Source organism: Proteus sp. G2669 (genome assembly GCF_009915245.1).
Lineage (GTDB): Bacteria > Pseudomonadota > Gammaproteobacteria > Enterobacterales > Enterobacteriaceae > Proteus.
In genome coordinates this window covers 99873-123868 of the sequence record NZ_JAABLX010000025.1, presented here as the reverse complement: position 1 = coordinate 123868, position 23996 = coordinate 99873, and the positions used below count along the sequence as shown (strand labels likewise).

Below are 23996 nucleotides of genomic sequence, written 5' to 3'. Positions count from 1 at the left end.
CCGCATCTCTTGCGGGTTTCTTTTTAAAATCTTGTAACTCATTGATTTTAAATGGTACGCCCTACAGGATTCGAACCTGTGACCTACGGCTTAGAAGGCCGTTGCTCTATCCAACTGAGCTAAGGGCGCCTAGAAGAAATTAGACGTCAGCAATCACTGCTGATAACGGGTGTGAATTATACGTTCAACATTCTGAGAGTCAACGATTTTTCAACGATATCAAACTATATGGTCAAAATATGGCAAGTATTCGACTGACAGATTGCTCTTGATCTGACAAAATAGAGCAATATCGTAATTGAATAATTTGGATGTATAGATGTCAGCAAGAATTATAGATGGGAAATCGATTGCGCAGACCATCAGAAGCGAAGTTGCCGAAAAAGTAAAACAACGTATTAATACAGGAAAACGAGCGCCTGGTTTAGCTGTTATTTTAGTGGGTGATAACCCAGCATCACAGATTTATGTCGGAAGTAAACGCCGTGCTTGTGATGAAGTTGGTTTTATTTCTCGCTCTTATGACTTACCTGATACTACCAGTGAAGCTGATTTATTAAACCTGATCGACCAGCTTAATGAAGATAACACGATTGATGGTATTCTCGTTCAACTCCCCTTACCTGCCGGAATTGATAACGTTAAAGTACTAGAACGTATTCGCCCAGATAAAGACGTGGATGGTTTTCATCCTTACAATGTTGGTCGCCTATGTCAACGTGCACCAAAATTACGCCCTTGTACGCCTCGCGGTATTGTCACACTGCTAGAACGTTGTGATATCCCTATGAATGGTTTAAACGCGGTTATTATTGGTGCGTCAAATATTGTGGGTCGTCCAATGAGCCTAGAGCTCTTACTTGCAGGCTGTACAACAACGGTTACTCATCGTTTCACTAAAGATTTACGTTTTCATGTTGAACACGCTGATCTTGTGGTTGTCGCGGTAGGTAAACCTAACTTTATCCCCGGTGAATGGATTAAACCTGGTGCCATTGTCATTGATGTCGGTATTAACCGCCTTGAAAGTGGTAAAGTGGTGGGCGATGTTGAATTTGAAGTCGCTTCACAACGCGCAGGTTGGATTTCGCCAGTCCCTGGTGGTGTCGGTCCAATGACTGTTGCCACACTTATTCAAAACACTTTACAAGCATGTGAAGAGTATCACGACCCTGAAACAGGAAATAATTAATCAATGGAAACATTTCAATTAGATGGGCACGACTATGTCGAGCTTTGTGATTTATTAAAACTTCAAGGTTGGACAGAAAGCGGTGCTGCTGCTAAAAGTGTCATTGCTGAAGGCTTAGTTAGCGTTGATGGCATAGTTGAAACCCGTAAGCGTTGTAAAATCGTTGATGGAAAAATTGTCACCTTTGGTGAGTTCTCGGTCAGTGTCAGCAAATAATCAGCAAGTCAGTTAAAATTAAAAAGTGCTGCTACCCTAAGTGGCACTTTTTTTCTTTTGAACACTTTTCTTCTTTTTTCCTCTGTTTTTCCTTATTTAATCATCTTAAAAAAAAAGAGATAATCATAACTAATTGAATTAAAATCAAAATAACAAATTTAGTTTAATTTAATTAAATTCAAATCATTATTTTTAGGTATATCTCTTGGTATAATCCCTCCTAGATGTTCAGCACATTATACATTTCATCAAGAAATAGATAAAAAAAACCATGTAAGTTATTATTTTATATATAAATAACACTTTTTAACCATTACTGTAAAACTTCAGCAACAAACCTTTTTGCTGACACTTTTTACTCATTTGTTCATGTTTAAATGCACTAAAATGTGATTTAGATCTAATTTATTTCTACTTTTATTAGGTAAAAGAACATTGTTTGTACTAAATTACACGCTATAATTTGAAACGATTCAGCCCAATGATACAATCTTAGTTGTTATTTTGTGATATTTAGATCTTTTTTGCCCTTCATCTAACAGGAGATTTTATGCTCGGCCTACCCACTCAAGGTATCTCTATCATTGCTAAACAACAGCAAAAAATGATGCCTATTCTTTTATTTAAGGTAAGGAACTAGCATGAAACGCAGAGTTGCGACCATCACACTTAACCCTGCTTATGATCTTGTTGGTTTAAGTAATCCTATTGAACTTGGTGAAGTTAATCGTGTTAAAACAGCAGGCTTTCATGCTGCTGGTAAAGGTATTAACGTTGCTAAAGTCTTAAAAAGTCTCGGCGTTGATGTCACTGTTGGTGGATTTTTAGGTAAAGAAAATCAAGATGGGTTTCAAAAAGAGTTTAGTGATTCGGGTATTGCAAACCGTTTTCAAATGGTTGAAGGCCGTACTCGCATAAATGTGAAACTTACTGAGCCTAATGGCAAAGTCACTGATTTTAATTTTTCTGGTTTTGAAATTACAAAACAAGATTGGACTCGTTTCGTGAATGACACACTAAGCTGGGCTGGTCAGTTTGATATGATCTGTGTCAGTGGTAGTGTACCTTCAAGTGTTGATCTTAATGATTTCACTGCATGGATGACTCGTTTACGCAGTGAATGCATGTGTTTGATCTTTGACAGTAGTCGAGATGCTTTTGTCGCAGGATTAAAAGCCTCTCCTTGGCTTGTTAAACCTAATCATCATGAATTAGAAATTTGGGCTGGCCGGCCTTTACCTGAACTTTCTGATGTTGTACAAGCAGCCCAAGCATTACGCCAACAAGGTATTGCTCACGTTGTTATTTCATTAGGTGAACAAGGTGCAATGTGGGTAAATGCATCTGGCGCATGGATGGCAACGCCTCCTAAATGTAATGTTGTCAGCACTGTAGGTGCCGGTGATTCTATGGTTGGCGGCCTAATTTATGGACTGATGATGAGACAAACTAGTGAGCATACATTACGTCTTGCAACTGCCGTTTCTGCTCTTGCAGTAAGTCAGACCAATGTTGGTATTCGTGACCGTGAACAATTGGCAAAAATGATGGCAGAAGTAGAATTAACTCCTCTAAAATTATAAGTAATAATACCAGTGGTATATCGAATGATATTAAATAGAGTTACCACTGTTCCAATTAAATATATTAATATCATATTTATAGAAACTCTAAAATAGAATCTCTTAAATTGATTAATATTTACTTATTATTAAATCAAACTTTATTTTTTCTATTTATTCGATAAACTTCACTTTAATAAAAGTTAATAAAGATATTCTAAAGCTAATAAAAACTTATTTTGTTTTTAGGAGAAATTATGGAAAGGCCCATAGTACTTTTATGGATCCAAGTTATTTCAGTACTATTTTTAGGTATAAGTTTGTTTATATTGGTTGCTGGAGCACCGATTTATTTATTAGCAATGGCGATGGGCGGTGGTCAAACGATGCTTCTAGGCCTATTAATTATGCTGTGCCTGATTATTACAATGATAATACAAGTTATTGCATGGATAAAACTCGCAAGAAACAGTAAAAATGCTTACTCTTTTCTAAAAATATCATGGGTATGCTTATCTATTTCGCTATTTTTTATACTAAGTGTTTCGATGTCATTAACCAATATGTCTGAATTTGGTTTTGTTGCTTTTTCTATTATAGTTATCTTAACTCATAGACTCTTTTTTTCTGAGAATGTCATAAATTATTTTAAAGACAAACAAAAAGATAATGAAAGAGAAACCAGTATTATTAGTCAATAAATAAAATACTAAATAATAAATAGCAAAAAAAATATCGGATAATAAATATCCGATATTTTTTAGAAACACGTATTAAGTGTAATGGTACGTTAATTATATTAATTATTACGGCGCCAAGTTGTACCTTGAGGGCCATCTTCTAACACAATTCCCATCGCAGTTAATGCATCACGCGCGACATCGGCTGCAGCCCAATCTTTATTTTTACGTGCATCGTTACGTTGTTGAATTAAAGTTTCAATTTTTTCAACTTCACCAGCATCGTCTGCTTTAGCACTACTTTGTAAAAAGGCTTCCGGATCTTGCTCTAACAGACCTAATACTTTAGCTAATTTGCGTAACACCGCAGCTAAACCATTAGCTTTATTCATATCCACGCTTTTTAAGCGATTTACTTCCCGCGCTAAATCAAATAATACTGAATACGCTTCTGGTGTATTGAAGTCATCATTCATTGCTTCTATAAACAGTGCTTCAAACGCTTCGCCGCCAATAGGTTGTGCATTAGCATCAGTACCACGTAATGACGTATAGAGACGCTCTAAAGCGGTACGTGCTTGTTTTAGATTTTCTTCTGTGTAGTTAAGCTGGCTACGATAATGACCGGATAATAAGAAATAACGTACCGTTTCAGCATCGTAATAAGCTAATACATCACGAATGGTGAAAAAGTTATTAAGTGACTTAGACATTTTTTCTTTGTCTACCATCACCATACCTGAATGCATCCAGTAATTTACATACGGGCCATCATGAGCACAGGTTGATTGAGCAATTTCATTTTCATGGTGTGGGAACATTAAATCTGAACCACCACCATGAATATCAAAATGGTGTCCTAACTCTTTACCGTTCATTGCAGAACATTCAATATGCCAACCAGGACGACCGGCTCCCCATGGAGACTCCCAGCTTGGCTCACCCGGCTTAGACATTTTCCATAAAACGAAGTCCATAGGATTACGTTTCACATTAGCCACTTCAACACGAGCACCTGCTTGCAGTTGTTCTAAATCTTGACGAGAAAGCAACCCATAATCAGGATCGGTATCAATCGCAAACATAACGTCACCGTTTTCAGCAACATAAGCATGGTCACGTTTGATTAACGCTTCCGTTAATTCAATGATTTCAGCAATATGATGTGTCGCACGAGGCTCTGAATCAGGGCGAGCAATATTTAATGCATCAAAATCTTTATGCATTTCAGCTAACATGCGAGTTGTTAATTGCTCACACGTTTCATTGTTCTCGATCGCACGTTTGATGATTTTATCATCCACATCCGTTACGTTACGCACATAATTAACGTCATAGCCTAAATAACGCAGATAACGGGTTATGGCATCAAAAGCCACAAATGTACGTCCATGACCAATATGGCACAGGTCATAAATAGTGATGCCACACACGTACATACCTATTTTCCCTGCATGGATAGGTTTAAATTCTTCTTTTTGGCGAGTGAGAGTATTAAAAATCTTTAGCATCGGTGGACGTTCCCGTTTTCAACTGTACGTGTTTATTACGTTTTTATATAAAAGAAAATAACGACTACTATAGCACGATATTAATTAGGATATTGGATCTTGGAAACAAAGCAAACTCAAGATCTACGCTATTATATTACTCTGCTTAGCCCTTATTTTCACTGTTCAATCGTTGATAGTGAACAATCAAACTTATGTTATTAAGCTAAATTTTGGCGAAAAGTGTTTTTTTCCCTATTTTATATGCCCGTTTAATTAGAAAAACCGCGCAAAAAAAAGATGAATACTGACTAAATAAGGCAACTGTGATATAAAAAACGGGACTATTGTTTATGCCCAAATCTGGGTAAAGCTAAAATTATATTAGGATCTGAATATGGTTACTTTTCATACCAATTACGGCGATATCGTGATTAATACATTTGCAGACAAAGCGCCTGCAACCGTAGAAAATTTTTTAGACTACTGTAAAGAAGGATTCTACGATAACACTATCTTCCACCGTGTCATCAATGGCTTTATGATCCAAGGTGGTGGTTTTGAACCTGGTATGAACCAAAAAGCAACCAAAGCACCTGTTAGAAACGAAGCAAACAATGGACTTGCAAATAATCGTGGTACATTAGCAATGGCTCGTACTAACGATCCACATTCCGCGACTGCACAATTTTTTATCAACGTTGCAGATAACGATTTCTTAAACTTCCGTGCTGAAAACGCAAATGGTTGGGGATATTGTGTCTTCGCTGAAGTTGTTGAAGGCATGGATGTTGTTGATAAAATTAAAGCTGTTTCCACAGGTCATAGCGGTTTCCACCAAGATGTTCCTCGTGAAGATATCATCATTAAAAGTGTAACGGTTAGCGAATAAGCATTACTCTTTATGTGTACGCTTTTTATTGCAGACCTGCATTTAAGTGAACATGAACCGGCAATCACTGCCGGTTTTCTTCGCTTTCTAAAAGAGCAAGCCATTCATGCTAAAGCGCTCTATATCTTAGGCGATTTTTTTGATTTTTGGATAGGTGACGATGATCCTAATCCATTACATCAACAAATTGCTCAAGCACTAATGACACTAAAAAATGCGGGTATTCCCTGTTATTTTATTCATGGAAATCGTGATTTTTTAATTGGCTCTCGTTTTGCAAAAGAGAGTGGTATCACTCTACTTCCTCAAGAAAAAGTGCTCGAAATAGAGAAACATCGCATCCTAATTTTGCATGGTGATACACTTTGTACGGATGATGAATCGTATCAACGTTACCGTAAAAAAGTGCATAATAAATTTATCCAGCGCCTATTCTTATTACTGCCTCTATTTATTAGACTGCGTATCGCTGACAAAATGCGATCACGTAGCCAGCACGAAAATCAGTACAAATCAGATGCCATTATGGATGTTAACCCTCAGGCTGTGATTGATACTTTTAAACACTTCAATACAGAATGGATGATCCACGGCCATACGCATCGTCCGGCAATTCATACCGTCAACATTGATGATAAAACACATTACCGTGGTGTATTAGGCGCTTGGCATACCGAAGGTTCTATGTTTAAAGTCACCGCTGAAAAAATAGAACTGATCCATTTTCCCTTTTAAGTTGCTTCACTTATTTTCTCTATAAAAAGCCTTTTTTTTCTTTACGCAAACGTTTTCCTTGGCGTGTTAGCGTGATACTATCATTCTCAATTTATTAGGCTATATCCGTTTATACTTACAGGAGCAGTTAAGTAATGTCTTCTCACGTTGGTCTAAATACCGCTATTCCTCGTATCGCCATTGTAATGGGATCTAAAAGTGACTGGGCAACCATGTCTCATGCCGCTGATGTATTAGATACACTACACATTCCTTACCATGTTGAGATTGTCTCTGCGCACCGTACCCCTGATAAGTTATTTAGTTTTGCTGAAAAAGCAAAAAGTAATGGCTTTGATGTCATTATTGCTGGTGCTGGAGGAGCAGCTCATTTACCAGGAATGCTTGCAGCTAAAACATTAGTACCTGTATTCGGTGTTCCTGTTCAAAGTGCAGCATTAAGCGGTGTTGATAGCCTCTATTCAATCGTACAAATGCCAAAAGGTATTCCAGTAGGAACCTTAGCGATTGGTAAAGCAGGTGCTGCCAATGCGGCTTTATTAGCAGCCCAAGTTTTGGCGTTACATTCTCCTGCTATTTTAGATGCACTGACTACATGGCGCACAACACAAACCGACGATGTATTAAATAACCCAGATCCAAGAGAGGCACTATGAAACCGGTTTGTGTCCTTGGAAATGGCCAATTAGGTAGAATGCTAAGACAAGCGGGTGAACCTTTAGGCATTGCTGTTTACCCTGTAGGATTAGATGCAGAACCTGAAGCAGTTCCCTATCAAAAGAGCATTATTACTGCAGAAATTGAACGTTGGCCAGAAACAGCTTTAACAAAAGAGTTAGAACGTCATACTAACTTTGTTAACCGTGATATTTTCCCTTTACTTGCAGATAGATTGCCTCAAAAACAACTTCTTGATGAACTAAGCCTAGCAACCGCACCTTGGCAAGCCTTAACATCTCCAGCACAATGGCCTGATATTTTTGCTCAGTTAGGTAATTTTATTATCGTGAAACGTCGTGTTGGTGGTTATGACGGTCGCGGACAATGGCGAGTTCACCCTGGTGAAGAACAGCAATTACCCACTGAAATTTATGGTGAATGCATTGTAGAGCAAGGTATTCCGTTTTCTGGTGAAGTGTCCTTAGTTGGAGCCAGAGATAGAAACGGTCATTGTGTATTTTATCCTTTAACACATAACCTTCATCAAGATGGCATTTTGCGTATGAGTGTTGCATTACCAACACCAACCCCAGAATTACAACAATCAGCAGAAAAAATGCTGACATCTATCCTTGATAAACTCAATTATGTCGGTGTAATGGCGATGGAGTGTTTTATTGTCGGCGATAAATTACTTATCAACGAATTAGCACCCCGAGTTCATAACAGTGGGCACTGGACACAAAATGGTGCCTCAATTAGCCAATTTGAGTTACATTTACGTGCAATCTTAGATTTACCAATGCCAAAACCTGAAGTTTGCCAACCTGCGGTGATGGTTAATTTGATTGGTACTGATATAAATCCTCAATGGCTTTCATTGCCTTTAGTGCATTTACATTGGTATGAAAAAGAAGTTCGCCCCGTGCGTAAAGTGGGTCATCTTAATCTTGTTCATCGTGATAACCAACCGCTGAAAGAGACACTTAAATCATTGAGTCTTATGCTTGATGATGACTATCAAAAACCCATCCAATGGGCTTTAGAAAAATTAAGCTAGCAGTCCGACTCATAAAGTTAGAGAATAATAGCCTTTAAACGAACAGACCTTGATTAAAGAGGTCTGTTATTCGCTATTTTCTCCTGATTATTCAGGTTACTGCACCCGTTTAATGGAGTCAGGATGCAAGCCACACAACAGAGTTTTGGGCCCATTTATCAGTGGAGTATGCTGATATTACTGGGTTTGGTCTATTTTTTAGCTACCGCTACCACATTTACATCTTTGGGTGTTGTTCTTCCTAGCATGATAAATGAGCTAGAGTGGAATTGGACTCAAGCGGGCCTTGGTTTTACGTTATTAGGATTAACCTGTGGTCTTGCTAGCTTTTTACCCACCTTACTTATTCGTAAATTAAGTGTTCGCTTTACCCTTCTTATTGGACTGATGATTTTCGTCAGCGGTTTTTATTTTCTTTATGAAACCTACACCATTGCTCGATATTTCCTTGGTACTGCACTATTAGGTATTGGTTTTACCTTACTTGCAACAGTACCCGGAACTTACGTAATTTCTCGTTTATTTGAAAAACAATCTTTTGCCTTCGGTGTTTATTTCACTATTGGCGGATTAGGTGGTGTGGCGGGACCTTGGATCTACTTTTTAGCCACGCATTTATGGCATACATGGCGTATGCATTGGCTTATTTCAGCGATCACTCTTACCGTTGTTACTCTTTTCACTATTCTCTTTTTACGTGAAGGAAGTAAAGAGCAAGAGCATGCCAAAAGAATTAGCCAACTCCAAAGCACAAAACGTATCTATCAAACTAAAGAAATTTGGACGGCACGCCATGCTTTAAGAACATGGCAATTTTATGTAATCGCTGCCACTTATACTGCTTTTTTATGGTGCGGTATTACCGTTAATAGCTTTGCAGTTGCTCATATTATTGAAAATGGCTTTGGCGAAACCATTGCCGCGACCTTATTAAGTAGCATGGCATTTATCAACGCTTTCTCACGCTTAGCCGGTGGCGCGATTGGTGAATGGCTAGAGCCTAAAAAATTACTTATTGCTAGTTTAAGTATTATCATTATTGGGCTGTTAGCACTCAGCATGGCAAACTCTTGGGTTTATCTGATCCTGTTTACAGTTTGTGTCGGTATCGGTTATGGAATGACCTTTTTAGCATCAAGTATATTACTGGCTAACTACTTTGGTCGCTCTCCTTATCTCGAACTCTTTTCAGTCATGAATTTAATTTCGACGCTTGCTTGTTTAGCGCCGTTCTTTGCGGGTGCAATAAAAGACATCTCAGGGAGTTTCACGCCTGCATTCTTAATTTTAACTATACCTGTGCTATTGATCCTTGCGGTAACACTCTTTATGAAACCACCGACTTACCCTAAATTTCAGCATGCTAGTGAACAGAAAAAATAACGATTAAATAAACATGGTAATAGATCACGTATTATACAAACGCATTTTCTAAGGAGATGTTAAGCTGATGAATGATGCATTAATAATAAAATACTCAATAGGTGTAGGCATTGCTTTAGCCTGTTTTATTGGTTTTGTCGCCGTCTCTCTTTTTCATGACAAAAAGAAAAAACGTCGTAGAAATATTATTATTCATATTAGCCAAGCCATCTTCCTTTGTAGTTTAGTAATTATCTTAAGCCAATACTGTGAAATGGCTGTTGTGGATTTTAATCTCCATTTTATCTCTTTTAGGATGATTAATTTCTTTACTTACGTTGGCATAGCCTTAGTTTTAATGCGTAAGTTTTTCTTACTTATTAATAGATTAGAGCAATCACAGATTAGAAAAGGTAGTGATCCCACTTCTGCCCGTATTATTTCTCGGATATTTAAAATTACCCTTTTTGTCATCATCATCTTATTGTTTGGTGAGCATTTTGGTATGAGCTTATCTGGCTTAATGACTTTTGGCGGATTAGGTGGTATTGCCATTGGTATGGCAAGTAAAGATGTACTCAGTAACCTTTTTTCTGGTGTTATGCTCTATTTCGATCGCCCTTTTAATATTGGTGACTGGGTGCGCTCACCTGATCGTAATATTGAAGGTACGGTAGTAGAAATTGGTTGGCGTATTACTAAAATTATTACTTTCGATCATCGACCACTTTATATCCCTAACTCAATTTTTTCCTCTATTAGTGTAGAAAATCCGGGCCGAATGACTAATCGACGTATTGAAACTGAACTCGGTTTACGTTACGAAGATTCAGATAAAATTGGTGTGATTGTTGAAGATATCCGCACCATGCTAATGCAAAATGACAAAATTGATACGCAACAAACCTTGTTAGTCTATTTTAATCAATTCGCAGACTCTTCACTCAATATCATGGTGTATTGTTTTACCAAAACAACTGTCTGGGCACAGTGGCTTGAAGCTCAGCAGGAAGTTTATTTGAAGATGATTGAGATTGTGCATAAACATGGCGCTGACTTTGCATTTCCATCTCAAACAATTTATATCGAAAAATCGTCTTCTATCCCACAATAATAGAAATGGATAAGTTTAGCCTCTTATAAACTTATCCATTTGCCAATCACCAATAACGGTAAGTTATGCATTTATTATGCATAAAATTATCAATCTTATTGCTTTAATTTATTTCAATCATATTCACAACCAAGTATATTGTTCGCCAATTCTCCGATTGATTAAACACGAGTGTAATGAAAAAAATGAAGTTGGCGTGTCGCCCCTCGCTTTCACACTATTTTTCGTGTGAACGCCCTATTATTGATATTGTTGATGCAAATTTAACGCAAGTATCAGCGGTGATATTGTCATTGCCAGATATTGAGTTAGGTGAATTAGCACGTATTCAACAAACAGGCTTTGAATTACCTATCTTTATTGCTGTTGATCTTAACGATAGCATTGGTGCTGACTTACTTAATCAAGTTTCGGGTGTTGTCATTACAGATGAAAGCGCACATCAAAAGAATAGTATTTTGATCAATAAAGCAGCTCATCAATATGAAGAAAATCTAACTACACCATTTTTCTCACGCTTAGTTAATTATGTTGCTGAAAAAAATGTTGCTTTTGATTGCCCTGGGCATCAAGGTGGCGAGTTTTTCCGACGCCATCCTGCCGGTGAGCAATTTTATCAATATTTTGGTGAAAATCTATTTCGCTCTGATCTTTGTAATGCTGATGTGGAAATGGGAGATTTACTTATTCATGAAGGTGCACCTTACGATGCACAAGCCTATGCAGCACAAGTATTTAATGCAGATAAAACCTATTTTGTCTTAAATGGAACTTCCTCTTCCAATAAAGTTGCCTTAAATGCATTATTGGCACCAAATGATTTAGTGTTATTTGATAGAAATAATCATAAATCTAATCACCATGGCGCACTTATTCAAGCGGGTGCAACCCCTATTTATTTAGAAACAGCTCGCAATCCTTTTGGTTTTATCGGTGGTATTGATGCACATTGCTTTGAAGAAAGCTATTTACGCCAACAAATTGCAGAGATTACGCCTGAACGCCAATTCGATAAGCGTCCTTTTCGTTTGGCCGTTATTCAACTAGGCACTTATGACGGTACTATTTACAATGCCAGACAAGTTGTTGATAAAATTGGTCATCTTTGTGATTACATTTTATTTGATTCTGCTTGGGTCGGTTATGAACAATTTATCCCAATGATGAAACAGTGTTCGCCTTTGTTACTGACGCTCAATGAAAACGATCCTGGTATTCTCGTCACTCAATCTGTCCATAAGCAACTAGCTGGCTTCTCACAAACCTCGCAGATCCATAAAAAAGATGCGCATATCAAAGGACAATCTCGATATGTTAATCATAAGCGTATGAATAATGCCTTTATGATGCATGCATCCACCAGCCCTTTTTACCCTCTTTTTGCAGCTCTAGATGTCAATGCAAAGATGCATTCGGGCAAAAGCGGTGAAGCTATGTGGATGAATTGTGTTAAGCAAGGCGTTGAGGCCCGTAAATCCTTACTTAGACAGTGCCAGTTTATTAAGCCATTTATTCCTGAAGTTATTGATGGTATTGCTTGGCAAGATCACGACACAGATGAAATCGCTCACGATCAACGCTTTTTCAACTTTGTTCCTAATGATAATTGGCACTCATTTGAAGGTTATGCCACCAATCAATACTTTGTTGATCCTTGCAAATTAATGCTTACAACGCCGGGGATCGATCCTCATACTGGAGAATATGAATCCTTTGGTGTGCCAGCATCTATTTTGGCAAACTATTTGCGGGAACATGGCGTTATTCCTGAAAAAAGTGATTTAAATTCTATTTTATTTTTACTCACCCCCGCAGAGCATAATGATAAATTTGAGCGCTTAATTTCATTAATTATGGGATTTGAAAAACGGCTAATTGATGACTCCCCATTAGAACAGGTATTACCTTCTGTTTGTCGTCGTTATCAATCTCGTTATCAAGGTTATACCTTGCGTCAACTCTGTCAGGAAATGCATGATATTTGTATCAAATACAATATCAAATTACTGCAAAAACAGATGTTTAGAAAAAATCATTTTCCTAAGCGAGCGCTAACCCCTCAACAAGCTAATATTGAATTTGTACGTGGCAATGTAGAGTTTTTACCTTTAAGTCAATTAGACGGCAGAATTGCTGCAGAAGGTGCTTTACCTTATCCACCGGGTGTTTTATGTACAGTTCCTGGTGAAATTTGGGGAGGTGCGGTGTTGCGTTATTTTCAAGCCCTTGAAGTAACCATTAACCAGCTTCCGGGTTTTTCAACGGAACTTCAGGGTGTTTATATTTATAATGAAGATGATGGTAGTAAGCGTATTTATGCTTATGTTATAAAAGAATAATGCTTTATTTTTCCATAAAAAATGCTGATGTTTGATGGCATCAGCATTTTTATTTAACTTTATTTATAGCTCTTGTTTCTTTTCACTACTCACCTTGGATCCGGCGGTATTGCCCTTTATCTTGCAACAGCCTTACACCTAAAATACTACCGCACAGAGACAATAGAAGTGCCGCGATAATAGGCACAGTAAGCCACATTCCCCATTGAGGCTGCCAAGAAAAATTAAATACAAATTTCTGCAATAGACCTAATGCCATCTCAGCGCCAATGGCTGCGGCTAAACCAGCCATTAAGCCTAATAAAGCAAACTCCGCCCAAAGAGTGCGTCGTAATAATAATTTACCCGCACCCAGTGTGCGATAAACCACCAGCTCAATGCGTCGTTGTGTCATTCCTACCTGAATTTGAGCAATTAATAATAATGCACCACAAATCATCACCAACCCAACCATAATCTCTAATGCGCGACTGACTTGCTGTAAGATTTGTTGCACTTGCTGAATTAATGCGCCTGTATCTAACACGCTTACGGTTGGGAATTGCCGATTAAGCGCCGTAATTAACGCACCATCTCCATTATAATAAAAACTACTCATCCATTTTTCTGGTTGATTATTTAATCCTTCTTCAGAAAAAATAAAGAAGAAGTTAGGGCGCATATTTTCCCAATCGACATGGCGAATACTCGTCACAACTGACTTAAACTCTCGAGTATCTCCCACAAAAGTTAATTCATCGCCCAGTTTAATCTCAAGTTGTTTGGCAACACCTTGATCAAGAGAAACACCATTACCCACTGGTGGCCATGTTCCTTCTACAATCACGTTATCTTTTGGCAATTCGCTATGCCACGTTAGATTAAGTTCTCGGCGAACGGTGTTATTACCCGCATCATGTTTATCAGCCCACTCTTTGGCATTATTCTCATTAATCTGCGTTAAGCGCGCTAATACTACAGGATAGGCGTCTGTAGGTTCGACGTTATATTGTGCCAATAAGGTGTTAATTTCTTGAACTTGAGGTGCGGACATATTAATCAGAAAATAATTAGGGCTATCTTCTGGCAACTGTTTTTGCCATTTATCTAATAAATCACCTTGGATCAGCACCAATAGCGTTAACAGCATAAATGAAAGTGCAAAAGCAGCCAGTTGAGTCATGGTCTGAAAAGGCTGTCGCAACAAGCGAGTTACTGCCAACCGAGCACTGAGTTGGCGAAATTTAAACTGCTTTAATACCCACAACCCAAGCCAACCAATAATCCCCAGTAAAAAGGCGATAACAACGATACCAAATAGAATTGACCACAATAAAACCCCTGTTCCAGCAAAAAGCGTTAAAGCACCAATGACAATTAACGCTACGAGTGGTAAATAGTAACGCAGAGGCCAGATAGGTGCTGTGGTATCACTTCTTAATACACGAGAAGGTTGGGTTGCCATTAACTGATAGTAAGGCCTTAACCCTGTTAATAAGGCGATTAACAATAAAGAGCCTACTGACCAAAACCACGGTAAAAAACTCGCTTCAGGCAAACTTTTAGGTAAAACAGGGGCTAAAATTTGTAACAGAATGCTTTCAAAGAGAAGCCCCGTCAATGAGCCAACAATGACGGCTCCGATAAGAATAACGCCCCATTGCCCTACTATCCATTTTCGCAATGCGCGTTTATCTGCACCTAAAGTTTTTAGTACCGCAATTAAGGTATGACGACTGCGGCAATAGTGTGCCATTGAAACCGCTACTGCCGATATTGCGAGTAGTAACGTTAATAGAACTGAGAGTAAAAGAAAGTTTTTTGCTCTTTCCATAGATTGTGAAAGCGCACCACTGTCTTGTTTTAAACTATTCCAACGTTGATCGGGCTTTAATAAAGGATCAAAGCGTTGTTGATAACTATCAATTACCGACTCATTACCCGCTAACATATAGCGATAAGTTAGGCGACTACCAGGTTGTACTGCACCTGTTGATTCGACATCATCAAGATTAATTAAAATACGTGGCGCTATTTGGAAAGGGTTGAATCCGCTATCAGGCTCTTGAATTAATACGCCACTGATTGTAAATGTAGCGTCACCTACATCAATTTTATCACCGACTTTTATATCCAATAGTTCCAGTAATCTGGCGTCAACAAGCGCAGTTCCTTTTTCTGGTTTCAAACCCGCTGGCTCTGTTTCTAATTCACCATAAAGTGGATACAAATTATCAGCTGCTTTAACTAATGCAAGCTGTGGTGTATCTCCTTCTGGCGCATAAGACATTGTAGTAAATTGCATTTGGCGACTGAGGGTTAACCCCATTTTTTTCGCCTCAGTAAGCCAGTTTTCATCAACGGGATAAGATGCTCGTAGCACTAAATCGCCCGCAATTAAATCTCGACTTTGGGCATAAATACTTTTATCAATACGATCACCTATACGCCCTAAAGCAAGCACACAGGCGACCGCAAGTGCTAAAGAAAGCCAAACAATTAATAATGCAGGAGAGCGCCATTCACGCCAGAACCAACGCCAAATCATGACTCCTCCTTAAGTTGTCCATCAACTAATCGTAAACGCCGCTGACAACGAGCAGCAAGCTCATTGTCATGAGTAACTAAAATCAATGTTGTTGCATAATCTCGATTGAGAGAAAACAGCAAATCAGCAATTTTATCTCCAGTTTTACGATCCAAATTTCCTGTTGGTTCATCAGCAAAAAGAATAGCAGGCTGAGTACAAAACGCTCTAGCCAATGCCACACGTTGTTGTTCACCACCCGAAAGCTGTGCTGGCATATGGTGCAAGCGTTCCCCTAATCCTAACAGCTTAAGTAAATCTACCGCACGAGCATAACTGTGTTTTTCGGACTCACCTTTTAATAATGCGGGCAACTGCACATTTTCGAGTGCATTCAATGTCGGAATTAACATAAATGATTGAAAAACAAAACCAACATGTTGAGCACGTAATTTAGCACGCTCTTCTTCATTCATTTTTGTGAGATCTTGTCCCATTAATTTCACACTGCCAGCGCTTCCATCATCAAGTCCGGCAATAATTCCTAACAACGTCGATTTACCCGATCCTGATTCACCAATTAACGCAATTGTTTGTGCAGGCTCGACAACTAACTCAACACCCTGCAATATAGAGATCTGACTATCACCTTGTCCTACTTGTTTGGTTAACTGATGAACTTCAAGAACCTTTTCCGTCGACATACATTTTTCCTTATCGTTATGATGATGTTTAGCTTTAAGGCGATTGCTGCTGATACCTTTTTAATCTTTGGTGACAGCTTGAGTGCAGGCTATCGTCTTCCTCTTGAGAGTGCATGGCCACAGCGCCTTGCCGATAATTGGAAAACTACCCACCCTGAAATTAACGTGGTTAATGCAAGTATTAGTGGTGAAACTGCATTTCAGGGGCAAAATCGACTTCCTGATTTATTAAAACAGCATCAACCACGCTGGGTTTTAATTGAATTAGGTGCAAATGATGGCTTACAGGGATACCCTGTTGCACAAACAAAAGACGCGCTACAAAACATCATTGCACAAGTTAAATCGTCGGGCGCAACTCCACTTTTTATGCAAATTATGATTTCACCTAATTACGGGAAACGCTATACACAATCATTTTCAGCGATTTATCCTAAACTTGCAGAAGATAATGCGATCCCTCTGCTTCCTTTTTATATGGAGCAAATCGCAGATAAGCCTGAGTGGATGCAAAACGACAGTATACATCCCAATGAAGATGCTCAGCCTTTTATTGCGCAATGGATGGATAAAACATTATCCCCTTACTTAACACGTTAGACTATTCTGACAGTAGTTAACGTAGATTAAACGAGATTAATTGTAAAATTATGCAAAAAACGGTATTGATTACAGGAAGTTCTAGTGGAATAGGGCTTTGTGCAGCTAAAGCGCTTAAGAAAAGAGGTTATCGAGTCCTTGCCGCTTGCCGTAAAGATGAAGATCTTAAACGCATGGAAACACTAGGATTAGAGCCTATTTATCTTGATCTTGATGATGCGCAAAGTGTTGAAAAAGCGGCATTAGAGGTTATTCATCTAACAAATGGTCGTTTATATGGATTATTTAATAATGGTGGTTTTGGTGTATACGGCCCACTAGATGCGATTAGTCGCCAACAAATGGAAAAGCAATTTTCCACAAATTTTTTTGGTTTGCATCAATTAACTACCTTACTATTACCAGCTATGTTGCCCCATGGTGAAGGACGAATTATTCAAACCAGTTCAGTGATGGGCGTTATCTCAACACCTGGCAGAGGCGCTTACGCAGCTAGTAAATATGCCGTAGAAGCATGGTCTGATGCCTTAAGAATGGAATTAATACATACCGGTGTTAAAGTGAGTTTAATAGAGCCAGGTCCAATACGAACTTGTTTCACTGAAAATGTTGCTCAAGCTGAGAAAGATAAACCCGTAAAAAATCCGGGGATTGCGAGTCGTTTCACATTAACACCTGAAGATGTCGTGAAAAAGCTTGTACACGCTTTAGAAAGTCCAAAACCTAAGATACGTTATCCCGTAACGCTATTAACTTATGCTGTCAGAATATTAAAGCGTTTTCTACCTGATACCTTGATGGATGCAATTTTAAGTCGCCAAAGTGGCAAGGCTTGATTTTTTTGGTTTCACCCTTACTTATTAATGAAATAGCGTTATAAATCGCATCTATATTTAAAACTCTCAAAAAGGGACAAGTTAATGTTAGCAACTGCACATATTGTTGATGTAAATGAATCAAATATTCAACAAGTTATAGAACAATCCATGACCAAACCCGTCATGATGTATTTCTATTCAGAACATAGCCCTCATTGTGCAGAGCTTGGTGCAACATTGAATAAACTGGCAGCCGAATTTGCCGATCAATTTATTTTGGCAAAATTGGATTGCGATGCAGAACAAATGATCGCCTCACAATTTGGTCTACGTGCGATCCCAACTGTTTATATTTTACAAGAAGGTCGCCCTGTCGATGGTTTCCAAGGTCCTCAACCTGAAGAAGCAGTCCGCCAAGTTTTAGCCAATGTATTGCCAAAACCTGAAGAGCTAAAAGCAGCACAAGCAGCGCAACTTCTTTCAGAAGGAAAAGCGGATGAAGCTTTACCTCTATTAAAAGAAGCACATCAACTCGCGCCTAAAAATAGTGAAATTACACTAGCTTTAGCTGGTGCTCTTGTTTCTTTAAATAAAAATGAAGAAGCACAAACACTGTTAATCACTATCCCATTACAAGATCAAGATAGTTATTATCATAGCTTACTGTCACAAATTGAATTACAAAAACAAGCGGCTGATACCCCAGAAATTCAGCAATTACAAAATGATTTTAGTCAACAACCTGCAAATACTGATATTGCCATTCAACTTGCACTAAAATTACATGAAGTCGCCCGTAATGAAGAAGCATTAGAATTGCTATTTAGCTTTATCAAAAAAGACTTAAATGCAGGTGATGGCCAAGTTAAGAAAACACTGATGGATATTTTATCTGCCTTAGGCACTAATGATAATTTAGCGTCTAAATATCGCCGTATGGTGTATTCTTTACTTTATTAGTTTTATTTTCTTATAAAAGCAGACTTAGGACAGATATATGGAAATAGTCATTGGTATTATCATCTTATTCGCTATTATTTTAGTTTTAAGCGGTGTTAAAACCGTTCCACAGGGTTATCAGTGGACTGTCGAACGTTTTGGTCGTTACACACGAACACTCACTCCAGGACTTCAAATTCTTATTCCTTTCATCGATCGTGTTGGTCGCCGTATTAATATGATGGAACAAGTACTTGATATTCCTTCTCAGGAAGTCATTTCTCGTGATAACGCCAACGTCAGCATCGATGCAGTCTGCTTTATTCAAGTAATTGACCCAGTAAAAGCTGCGTATGAAGTTAATAATCTTGAACTTGCGATTATCAACTTAACACTAACGAATATCCGTACAGTATTAGGCTCAATGGAACTTGATGAAATTCTTTCTCAACGTGACCAAATCAATAGTCGTCTTTTACTGATTGTAGATGATGCAACAAACCCTTGGGGTATCAAAATTACCCGTATTGAAATTCGTGATGTTCGCCCACCAAAAGAATTGATTTCTGCAATGAACGCTCAGATGAAAGCTGAACGTACTAAACGTGCAGATATCCTTGAAGCTGAAGGTATTCGTCAAGCCGCTATCTTAAAAGCCGAAGGTGAGAAACAAGGACAAATTCTGAAGGCTGAAGGTGAGCGTCAATCTGCATTCTTACAAGCAGAAGCCCGTGAACGTGCGGCAGAAGCTGAAGCCAAGGCAACACAAATGGTATCTGAAGCCATCGCAAAAGGTGATATGCAAGCAATTAACTACTTTGTTGCTCAAAAATATACTGATGCACTCGCACAAATTGGCTCAGCCAACAACAGTAAAGTTGTCATGATGCCACTAGAAGCCAGTAATTTAATGGGCGCAATCGGTGGTATTTCAGAGCTCCTTAATACCAAAAAAAATGACTCTGGTAACAAGAGTAATTAATGATGATTGAATGGATTAGTGCTCACCCCGCACTTTTCTGGCTTTGTCTTGGTGGCTTGCTGTTAATTACAGAAATGTTAGGAACAGCAGGATATCTTTTATGGTCAGGAATGGCGGCGCTGTGTGTATCGTTGATCACATGGATACTGCCTATTAACTGGCCTATTCAAGGTGTGTTATTTGCGATATTAACGGTTATTAGTGCTGTTCTTTGGCACCTTTGGCTTAAACGCAGAAAACAATCAAAAGAAGCTGAGAACTTAAATCAGAAAAGTCATCAACTGATTGGTGTTCACGCTGTTCTATCATCAGATACAGAAAATGGGTTTAGCCGCATAAAACTAGCCGATGGTAGTTGGCGTGTTTACTCAGACACGCCATTACAAGCGGGTGATAAAGTCGAAGTCATTGCTATTGATGGCATTACTTTACACGTTATTCCACTTAAACCGACTGCTTCTGATGGTGGCAACACCCTGACAAATGATTGATAATGGGGCAATCAGCACCATCATCGCCAGGACATTCGCTGGCTAACAAGAGAAGACGTTGACGAATTGCATTAAGTTCGTTAATAGTCTTCTCAATTTCAGCCACCTTTTTTAACGTCGCTTCTTTCACATCAGCGCTATGTCGTGATGGATTTCTTAATAGCATTAACAATGCACGACACTCTTCTAGGTTAAAACCAACCTCTCTCGCTTGTCGCAATAATGTTAACTCTTCAATATGTTGTGCCTGATAATAACGATAGCCGTTTTCACCTCTTCCTGGGGGTGTAATCAAGTCTTTTTCTTCATAAAACCGAATGGCTTTAGCTGTTAATCCTGTTTTGTTTGCGATTTCACTAATATTCAAAATTCCCCCTTGACCTTCCCCTTGCGGAAAGGTTTAGCCTTTATCTCTGATAAGAAAAAACCTTTAAAGAAAGCAAGTTACCGGATATTGCGCAATAATAGAGGTAACGCTTTTTATTTCGGAGATAAACTAACATGGCAAAAACTACGCTACTCGCATTACAAGGACTTTCATGCTCCCACTGTGTTAACAGTGTAAAAAAAGCACTTGATGCTCGCAATGATATAGAACAGTCAAATGTGACTATTCAATACGCTAAAATTGACAGTGATGCAACTGCTGAAAGTTTAATCAAAACGATTGAAGACGCGGGTTATGAAGCTAAAATTGCAACTCAGCCTGATGTAAAATTAAGCCTAAGTGGCCTTAACTGCATGAAGTGTGTAGGTAAAACCGAAAAAGCATTATTAGCCGTTGAAGGTGTGGCTGCGGTTAATGTGACAAAGGAGTCTGCTGAAGTTTTTGGCGATACTACTGCAGATACCTTAATTGCAGCAATTACGGCTGAAGGTTTTCAAGCCAGTTTAGCCCCCACAGATAACACAATTTATTTAACCCTTTCAGGCTTAAATTGTGGCCATTGTGTCGGCTCAGTCAAAAAAGCACTTGAAGCGACAACAGGCGTTGATAGTGCTGAAGTTGAATTAACTCATGCAAAAGTAATCGGATCTGCTACCACAGAGACATTAATAACAGCTATTAAAGATGCTGGTTTTGAAGCACAACTAGCAGGTACTGATTTCCCAAAAACTGAGCCGCTGACGCAAATGCATGAACAACTGGAAGCATCGTCAGCGGCTGTTTGTGACATTCCAGTTGAAAATGTAGACATTGAAAATAGCTCAGAAATAGACATTGATGATGACAGCAGTGTTCAGCTTTTAATTGATGGCATGACCTGTGCAAGTTGCGTAAACAAGGTTCACAAAGCATTACAATCCGTTGATGGCGTTGAGAATGTACGTGTAAACCTTGCTGAACGTAGCGCATTAGTGACAGGTGAAATTGATCATGATGCACTAGTGACTGCCATTGAAAAAGCAGGTTATGGCGCTGAAATTATTCAAGATGATGTAAAACGTAGAGAGCGCCAGCAAGAAGTCGCTGTTGCTAATATGAAGCGTTTTCGCTGGCAAGCTGCATTGGCCTTAGTTGTTGGTATCCCTGTCATGATTTGGGGAATGATTGGCGACAATATGATGTTAACCGAAGCTAACCACAGTATTTGGTTAGGTATTGGTATTGCAACATTGTTTGTTATGGTTATTGCTGGTGGTCATTTCTATCGTAGTGCATGGCAAAGTTTAAAAAACCGCAGTGCGACAATGGATACCCTCGTTGCGTTAGGAACAGGAACAGCATGGCTCTATTCCATTACCGTGAATTTATGGCCAGAAGTGTTCCCTGCTCAAGCTCGACATCTCTATTATGAAGCCAGTGCGATGATTATTGGTTTAATCAATCTAGGTCATATGCTTGAGCAAAGAGCGCGTCAGCGTTCATCTAAAGCACTAGAGCGCCTATTAGATTTAACGCCACCTACAGCAAGGGTCATCACTGAAAACGGTGAAGTTGAAATGCCATTAGCTGATGTTAAACAAGGAATGACATTACGTTTAGCAACAGGTGATAAAGTACCGGTTGATGGTGAAATTATCCAAGGTGAAGTGTGGATGGATGAAGCCATGTTGACTGGTGAGCCCATCCCACAGCAAAAAACAGTGGGCGATACTATTCATGCCGGAACCACAGTTCAAGATGGTTCAGTTTTATTTAAAGCGGCGGCTGTGGGAAGCAAAACAACACTGGCACGTATCATTAAATTAGTTCGCCAAGCACAAAGTAGTAAACCTGAAATTGGTCAGCTAGCGGATAAAATTTCAAGTGTTTTTGTGCCTATTGTTGTCATTATTGCCTTAATTGCAGGTGCTATTTGGTATTTCTTTGGCCCTTCGCCACAAATTACCTATGCACTCGTAATTATCACAACGGTTCTTATCATCGCTTGCCCTTGTGCCTTAGGCTTAGCGACACCAATGTCCATTATTTCAGGTGTAGGCCGTGCGGCTGAATATGGTGTGTTAGTCCGTGATGCGGATGCGCTACAACAAGCCAGTAAGCTAGATACTTTAGTCTTTGATAAAACAGGAACATTGACAGAAGGTATGCCTCAAGTCACTGAAATTCATACTTTCAATCAAGTAGATGAAATTCAAGCACTTGCATTGGCAGCATCACTGGAAAATGGCTCTAATCATCCATTGGCTAAGGCAATTTTAACACGCGCTGAAGGCATTGATTTACCCGAAGTAAATAAGTTTCGTACATTAGCAGGTATGGGATTAAGTGGTGAAATTAAGGGTAAAATAGTGCTTTTAGGTAACCCCAAATTGATGGTTGACTCTGGTGTTGATATTAGTGAAGTTAATTCGCTAATTGACTCTCAGGCAGCCAAAGGGGTTACTCCGGTTTTATTAGCACAAGACGGCAAAATTGCGGCACTACTTTCTATTCGCGATCCTCTTAGAGAAGATACTGTAAGTGCGTTACAACGTTTACATAATCAAGGTTATCGACTCGTGATGTTAACGGGAGATAACCCAATTACAGCGAATGCAATTGCAAAAGAAGCAGGCATTGATCAGGTTATTGCGGGTGTGATGCCAGAAGGTAAAGCACAAGCTATTACTGAGCTTCAAGCTGAAGGACGTCGTGTTGCAATGATCGGAGATGGTATTAACGATGCCCCTGCATTAGCCAAAGCTGATGTCGGTATTGCAATGGGGGGTGGTAGTGATATCGCTATTGAAACAGCCGCTATCACGTTAATGCGTCATAGTTTGCATGGTGTTGCTGATGCCGTTGAGATCTCAAAGGGTACGCTACGTAATATGAAGCAGAATTTATTCGGTGCCTTTATCTATAACAGCTTAGGTATTCCTATCGCAGCCGGTATTTTATACCCATTTACAGGCACGTTATTAAACCCTGTTGTTGCTGGTGCAGCAATGGCATTGTCTTCAATCACTGTAGTAAGTAACGCAAACCGTCTATTGCGTTTTAAACCCAAACAATAATACTTAATAAAGTATTTTCCTAAAACCTCTTTTACTTATCTGTAAAAGGGGTTTTTTATTATCTTATTTTTTGTTTTCTATTAATCATTATTAGCATTTTCAAAAGGTTAAAAAAAAGCCGATATTTCTATCGGCCAGTCAAAGAGGAATTTCTCATTATACAAGAGAGTCATTACTCCGCCCTCTTAACGCTAGGATAGCAATATATTA

At 38.9% G+C, this 23996-nt stretch carries 21 protein-coding genes and 1 tRNA gene; 17 read left to right on the top strand and 5 right to left on the bottom strand.

Going from position 1 to position 23996, the window contains the following annotated elements:
• Window positions 1–52: 52 nt before the first annotated feature.
• Window positions 53–129 (bottom strand) — tRNA-Arg (locus tag GWI68_RS06980).
• A 190-nt stretch (window positions 130–319) separates the two neighbouring features.
• On the opposite strand from GWI68_RS06980, the gene folD reads away from it, so the two are divergent.
• From folD to GWI68_RS06960, 4 genes are all read left to right on the top strand, one after another.
• Window positions 320–1192 (top strand): bifunctional methylenetetrahydrofolate dehydrogenase/methenyltetrahydrofolate cyclohydrolase FolD, encoded by an 873-nt coding sequence (folD, locus tag GWI68_RS06975; protein WP_109409607.1) that lies wholly within the window; start codon window positions 320–322, stop codon window positions 1190–1192.
• 3 nt (window positions 1193–1195) lie between these two features.
• A complete protein-coding gene (gene ybcJ / locus GWI68_RS06970) occupies window positions 1196–1408 on the top strand; it encodes a ribosome-associated protein YbcJ (RefSeq protein WP_109409606.1) in 213 nt (70 codons plus the stop codon).
• A gap of 641 nt (window positions 1409–2049) precedes the next feature.
• Window positions 2050–2991 carry a 1-phosphofructokinase gene (gene fruK, locus GWI68_RS06965; protein WP_109409605.1) on the top strand — a complete coding sequence of 314 codons (942 nt, stop codon included), beginning with the start codon at window positions 2050–2052 and terminating at the stop codon, window positions 2989–2991.
• Between the two features lie 236 nt (window positions 2992–3227).
• A complete protein-coding gene (locus GWI68_RS06960; RefSeq protein ID WP_166539804.1) occupies window positions 3228–3671 on the top strand; it encodes a hypothetical protein in 444 nt (147 codons plus the stop codon).
• 98 nt (window positions 3672–3769) lie between these two features.
• On the opposite strand, the gene cysS is transcribed toward GWI68_RS06960, so the two are convergent.
• Complete coding sequence (gene cysS, locus GWI68_RS06955) at window positions 3770–5161, bottom strand: cysteine--tRNA ligase (RefSeq protein ID WP_109409603.1); 1392 nt, start codon at window positions 5159–5161, stop codon at window positions 3770–3772.
• Window positions 5162–5537: 376 nt separating this feature from the next.
• On the opposite strand from cysS, the gene ppiB reads away from it, so the two are divergent.
• The 7 genes from ppiB (at window position 5538) to GWI68_RS06920 (ending at window position 13302) form a co-directional block, all read left to right on the top strand.
• The gene (ppiB, locus tag GWI68_RS06950) at window positions 5538–6032 is read left to right on the top strand and encodes a peptidylprolyl isomerase B (RefSeq protein WP_166539803.1); all 495 of its coding nucleotides are present in this window, start codon (window positions 5538–5540) and stop codon (window positions 6030–6032) included.
• A 12-nt stretch (window positions 6033–6044) separates the two neighbouring features.
• On the top strand, window positions 6045–6767 hold the full coding sequence (locus GWI68_RS06945; protein ID WP_166539802.1) for a UDP-2,3-diacylglucosamine diphosphatase: 723 nt from the start codon (window positions 6045–6047) through the stop codon (window positions 6765–6767).
• A gap of 134 nt (window positions 6768–6901) precedes the next feature.
• Window positions 6902–7423, top strand: a complete 522-nt coding sequence (gene purE, locus GWI68_RS06940) for a 5-(carboxyamino)imidazole ribonucleotide mutase (protein ID WP_166539801.1) — start codon at window positions 6902–6904, stop codon at window positions 7421–7423.
• Window positions 7420–8487 (top strand): 5-(carboxyamino)imidazole ribonucleotide synthase, encoded by a 1068-nt coding sequence (gene purK, locus GWI68_RS06935; RefSeq protein WP_166539800.1) that lies wholly within the window; start codon window positions 7420–7422, stop codon window positions 8485–8487. The genes purE and purK overlap by 4 nt, the downstream gene beginning before the upstream one ends.
• A 123-nt stretch (window positions 8488–8610) precedes the next feature.
• A complete protein-coding gene (locus GWI68_RS06930; RefSeq protein WP_166539799.1) occupies window positions 8611–9870 on the top strand; it encodes an MFS transporter in 1260 nt (419 codons plus the stop codon).
• A 67-nt stretch (window positions 9871–9937) separates the two neighbouring features.
• Window positions 9938–10963, top strand: coding sequence for a mechanosensitive ion channel family protein (locus GWI68_RS06925; RefSeq protein ID WP_109409598.1), 1026 nt, complete (start codon window positions 9938–9940; stop codon window positions 10961–10963).
• Window positions 10964–11139: 176 nt separating this feature from the next.
• Entirely contained in the window at window positions 11140–13302 is a 2163-nt protein-coding gene (locus tag GWI68_RS06920; RefSeq protein ID WP_166539798.1) for an ornithine decarboxylase, read from the top strand.
• Between the two features lie 85 nt (window positions 13303–13387).
• Here GWI68_RS06920 and ybbP read toward each other — a convergent pair whose 3' ends face one another.
• Together ybbP and ybbA are read right to left on the bottom strand one after the other, a co-directional pair.
• A complete protein-coding gene (ybbP, locus tag GWI68_RS06915) occupies window positions 13388–15829 on the bottom strand; it encodes a putative ABC transporter permease subunit YbbP (protein WP_166539797.1) in 2442 nt (813 codons plus the stop codon).
• Window positions 15826–16512: a putative ABC transporter ATP-binding protein YbbA gene (gene ybbA / locus GWI68_RS06910; RefSeq protein ID WP_109409595.1), complete on the bottom strand. Its 687-nt coding sequence runs from the start codon at window positions 16510–16512 to the stop codon at window positions 15826–15828. Before ybbA ends, ybbP begins: the two co-directional genes overlap by 4 nt.
• Between ybbA and tesA the strand changes: the two genes are divergently transcribed.
• The 5 genes from tesA (at window position 16483) to GWI68_RS06885 (ending at window position 20342) form a co-directional block, all read left to right on the top strand.
• Complete coding sequence (gene tesA / locus GWI68_RS06905) at window positions 16483–17112, top strand: multifunctional acyl-CoA thioesterase I/protease I/lysophospholipase L1 (protein WP_166539796.1); 630 nt, start codon at window positions 16483–16485, stop codon at window positions 17110–17112. The two genes, ybbA and tesA, sit on opposite strands and share 30 nt — an antisense overlap.
• A 50-nt stretch (window positions 17113–17162) precedes the next feature.
• Window positions 17163–17948, top strand: coding sequence for an SDR family oxidoreductase (locus tag GWI68_RS06900; RefSeq protein WP_166539795.1), 786 nt, complete (start codon window positions 17163–17165; stop codon window positions 17946–17948).
• An 84-nt stretch (window positions 17949–18032) separates the two neighbouring features.
• Window positions 18033–18890: a co-chaperone YbbN gene (locus GWI68_RS06895; protein ID WP_166539794.1), complete on the top strand. Its 858-nt coding sequence runs from the start codon at window positions 18033–18035 to the stop codon at window positions 18888–18890.
• 37 nt (window positions 18891–18927) lie between these two features.
• Complete coding sequence (locus tag GWI68_RS06890; protein ID WP_166539793.1) at window positions 18928–19851, top strand: SPFH domain-containing protein; 924 nt, start codon at window positions 18928–18930, stop codon at window positions 19849–19851.
• A 2-nt stretch (window positions 19852–19853) separates the two neighbouring features.
• Window positions 19854–20342 (top strand): NfeD family protein, encoded by a 489-nt coding sequence (locus GWI68_RS06885; RefSeq protein WP_166539870.1) that lies wholly within the window; start codon window positions 19854–19856, stop codon window positions 20340–20342.
• Here GWI68_RS06885 and cueR read toward each other — a convergent pair.
• On the bottom strand, window positions 20296–20709 hold the full coding sequence (gene cueR / locus GWI68_RS06880; protein WP_109409590.1) for a Cu(I)-responsive transcriptional regulator: 414 nt from the start codon (window positions 20707–20709) through the stop codon (window positions 20296–20298). The two genes, GWI68_RS06885 and cueR, sit on opposite strands and share 47 nt — an antisense overlap.
• A 134-nt stretch (window positions 20710–20843) precedes the next feature.
• Between cueR and copA the strand changes: the two genes are divergently transcribed.
• Window positions 20844–23786: a copper-exporting P-type ATPase CopA gene (copA, locus tag GWI68_RS06875; RefSeq protein WP_166539792.1), complete on the top strand. Its 2943-nt coding sequence runs from the start codon at window positions 20844–20846 to the stop codon at window positions 23784–23786.
• Window positions 23787–23996: the final 210 nt, after the last annotated feature.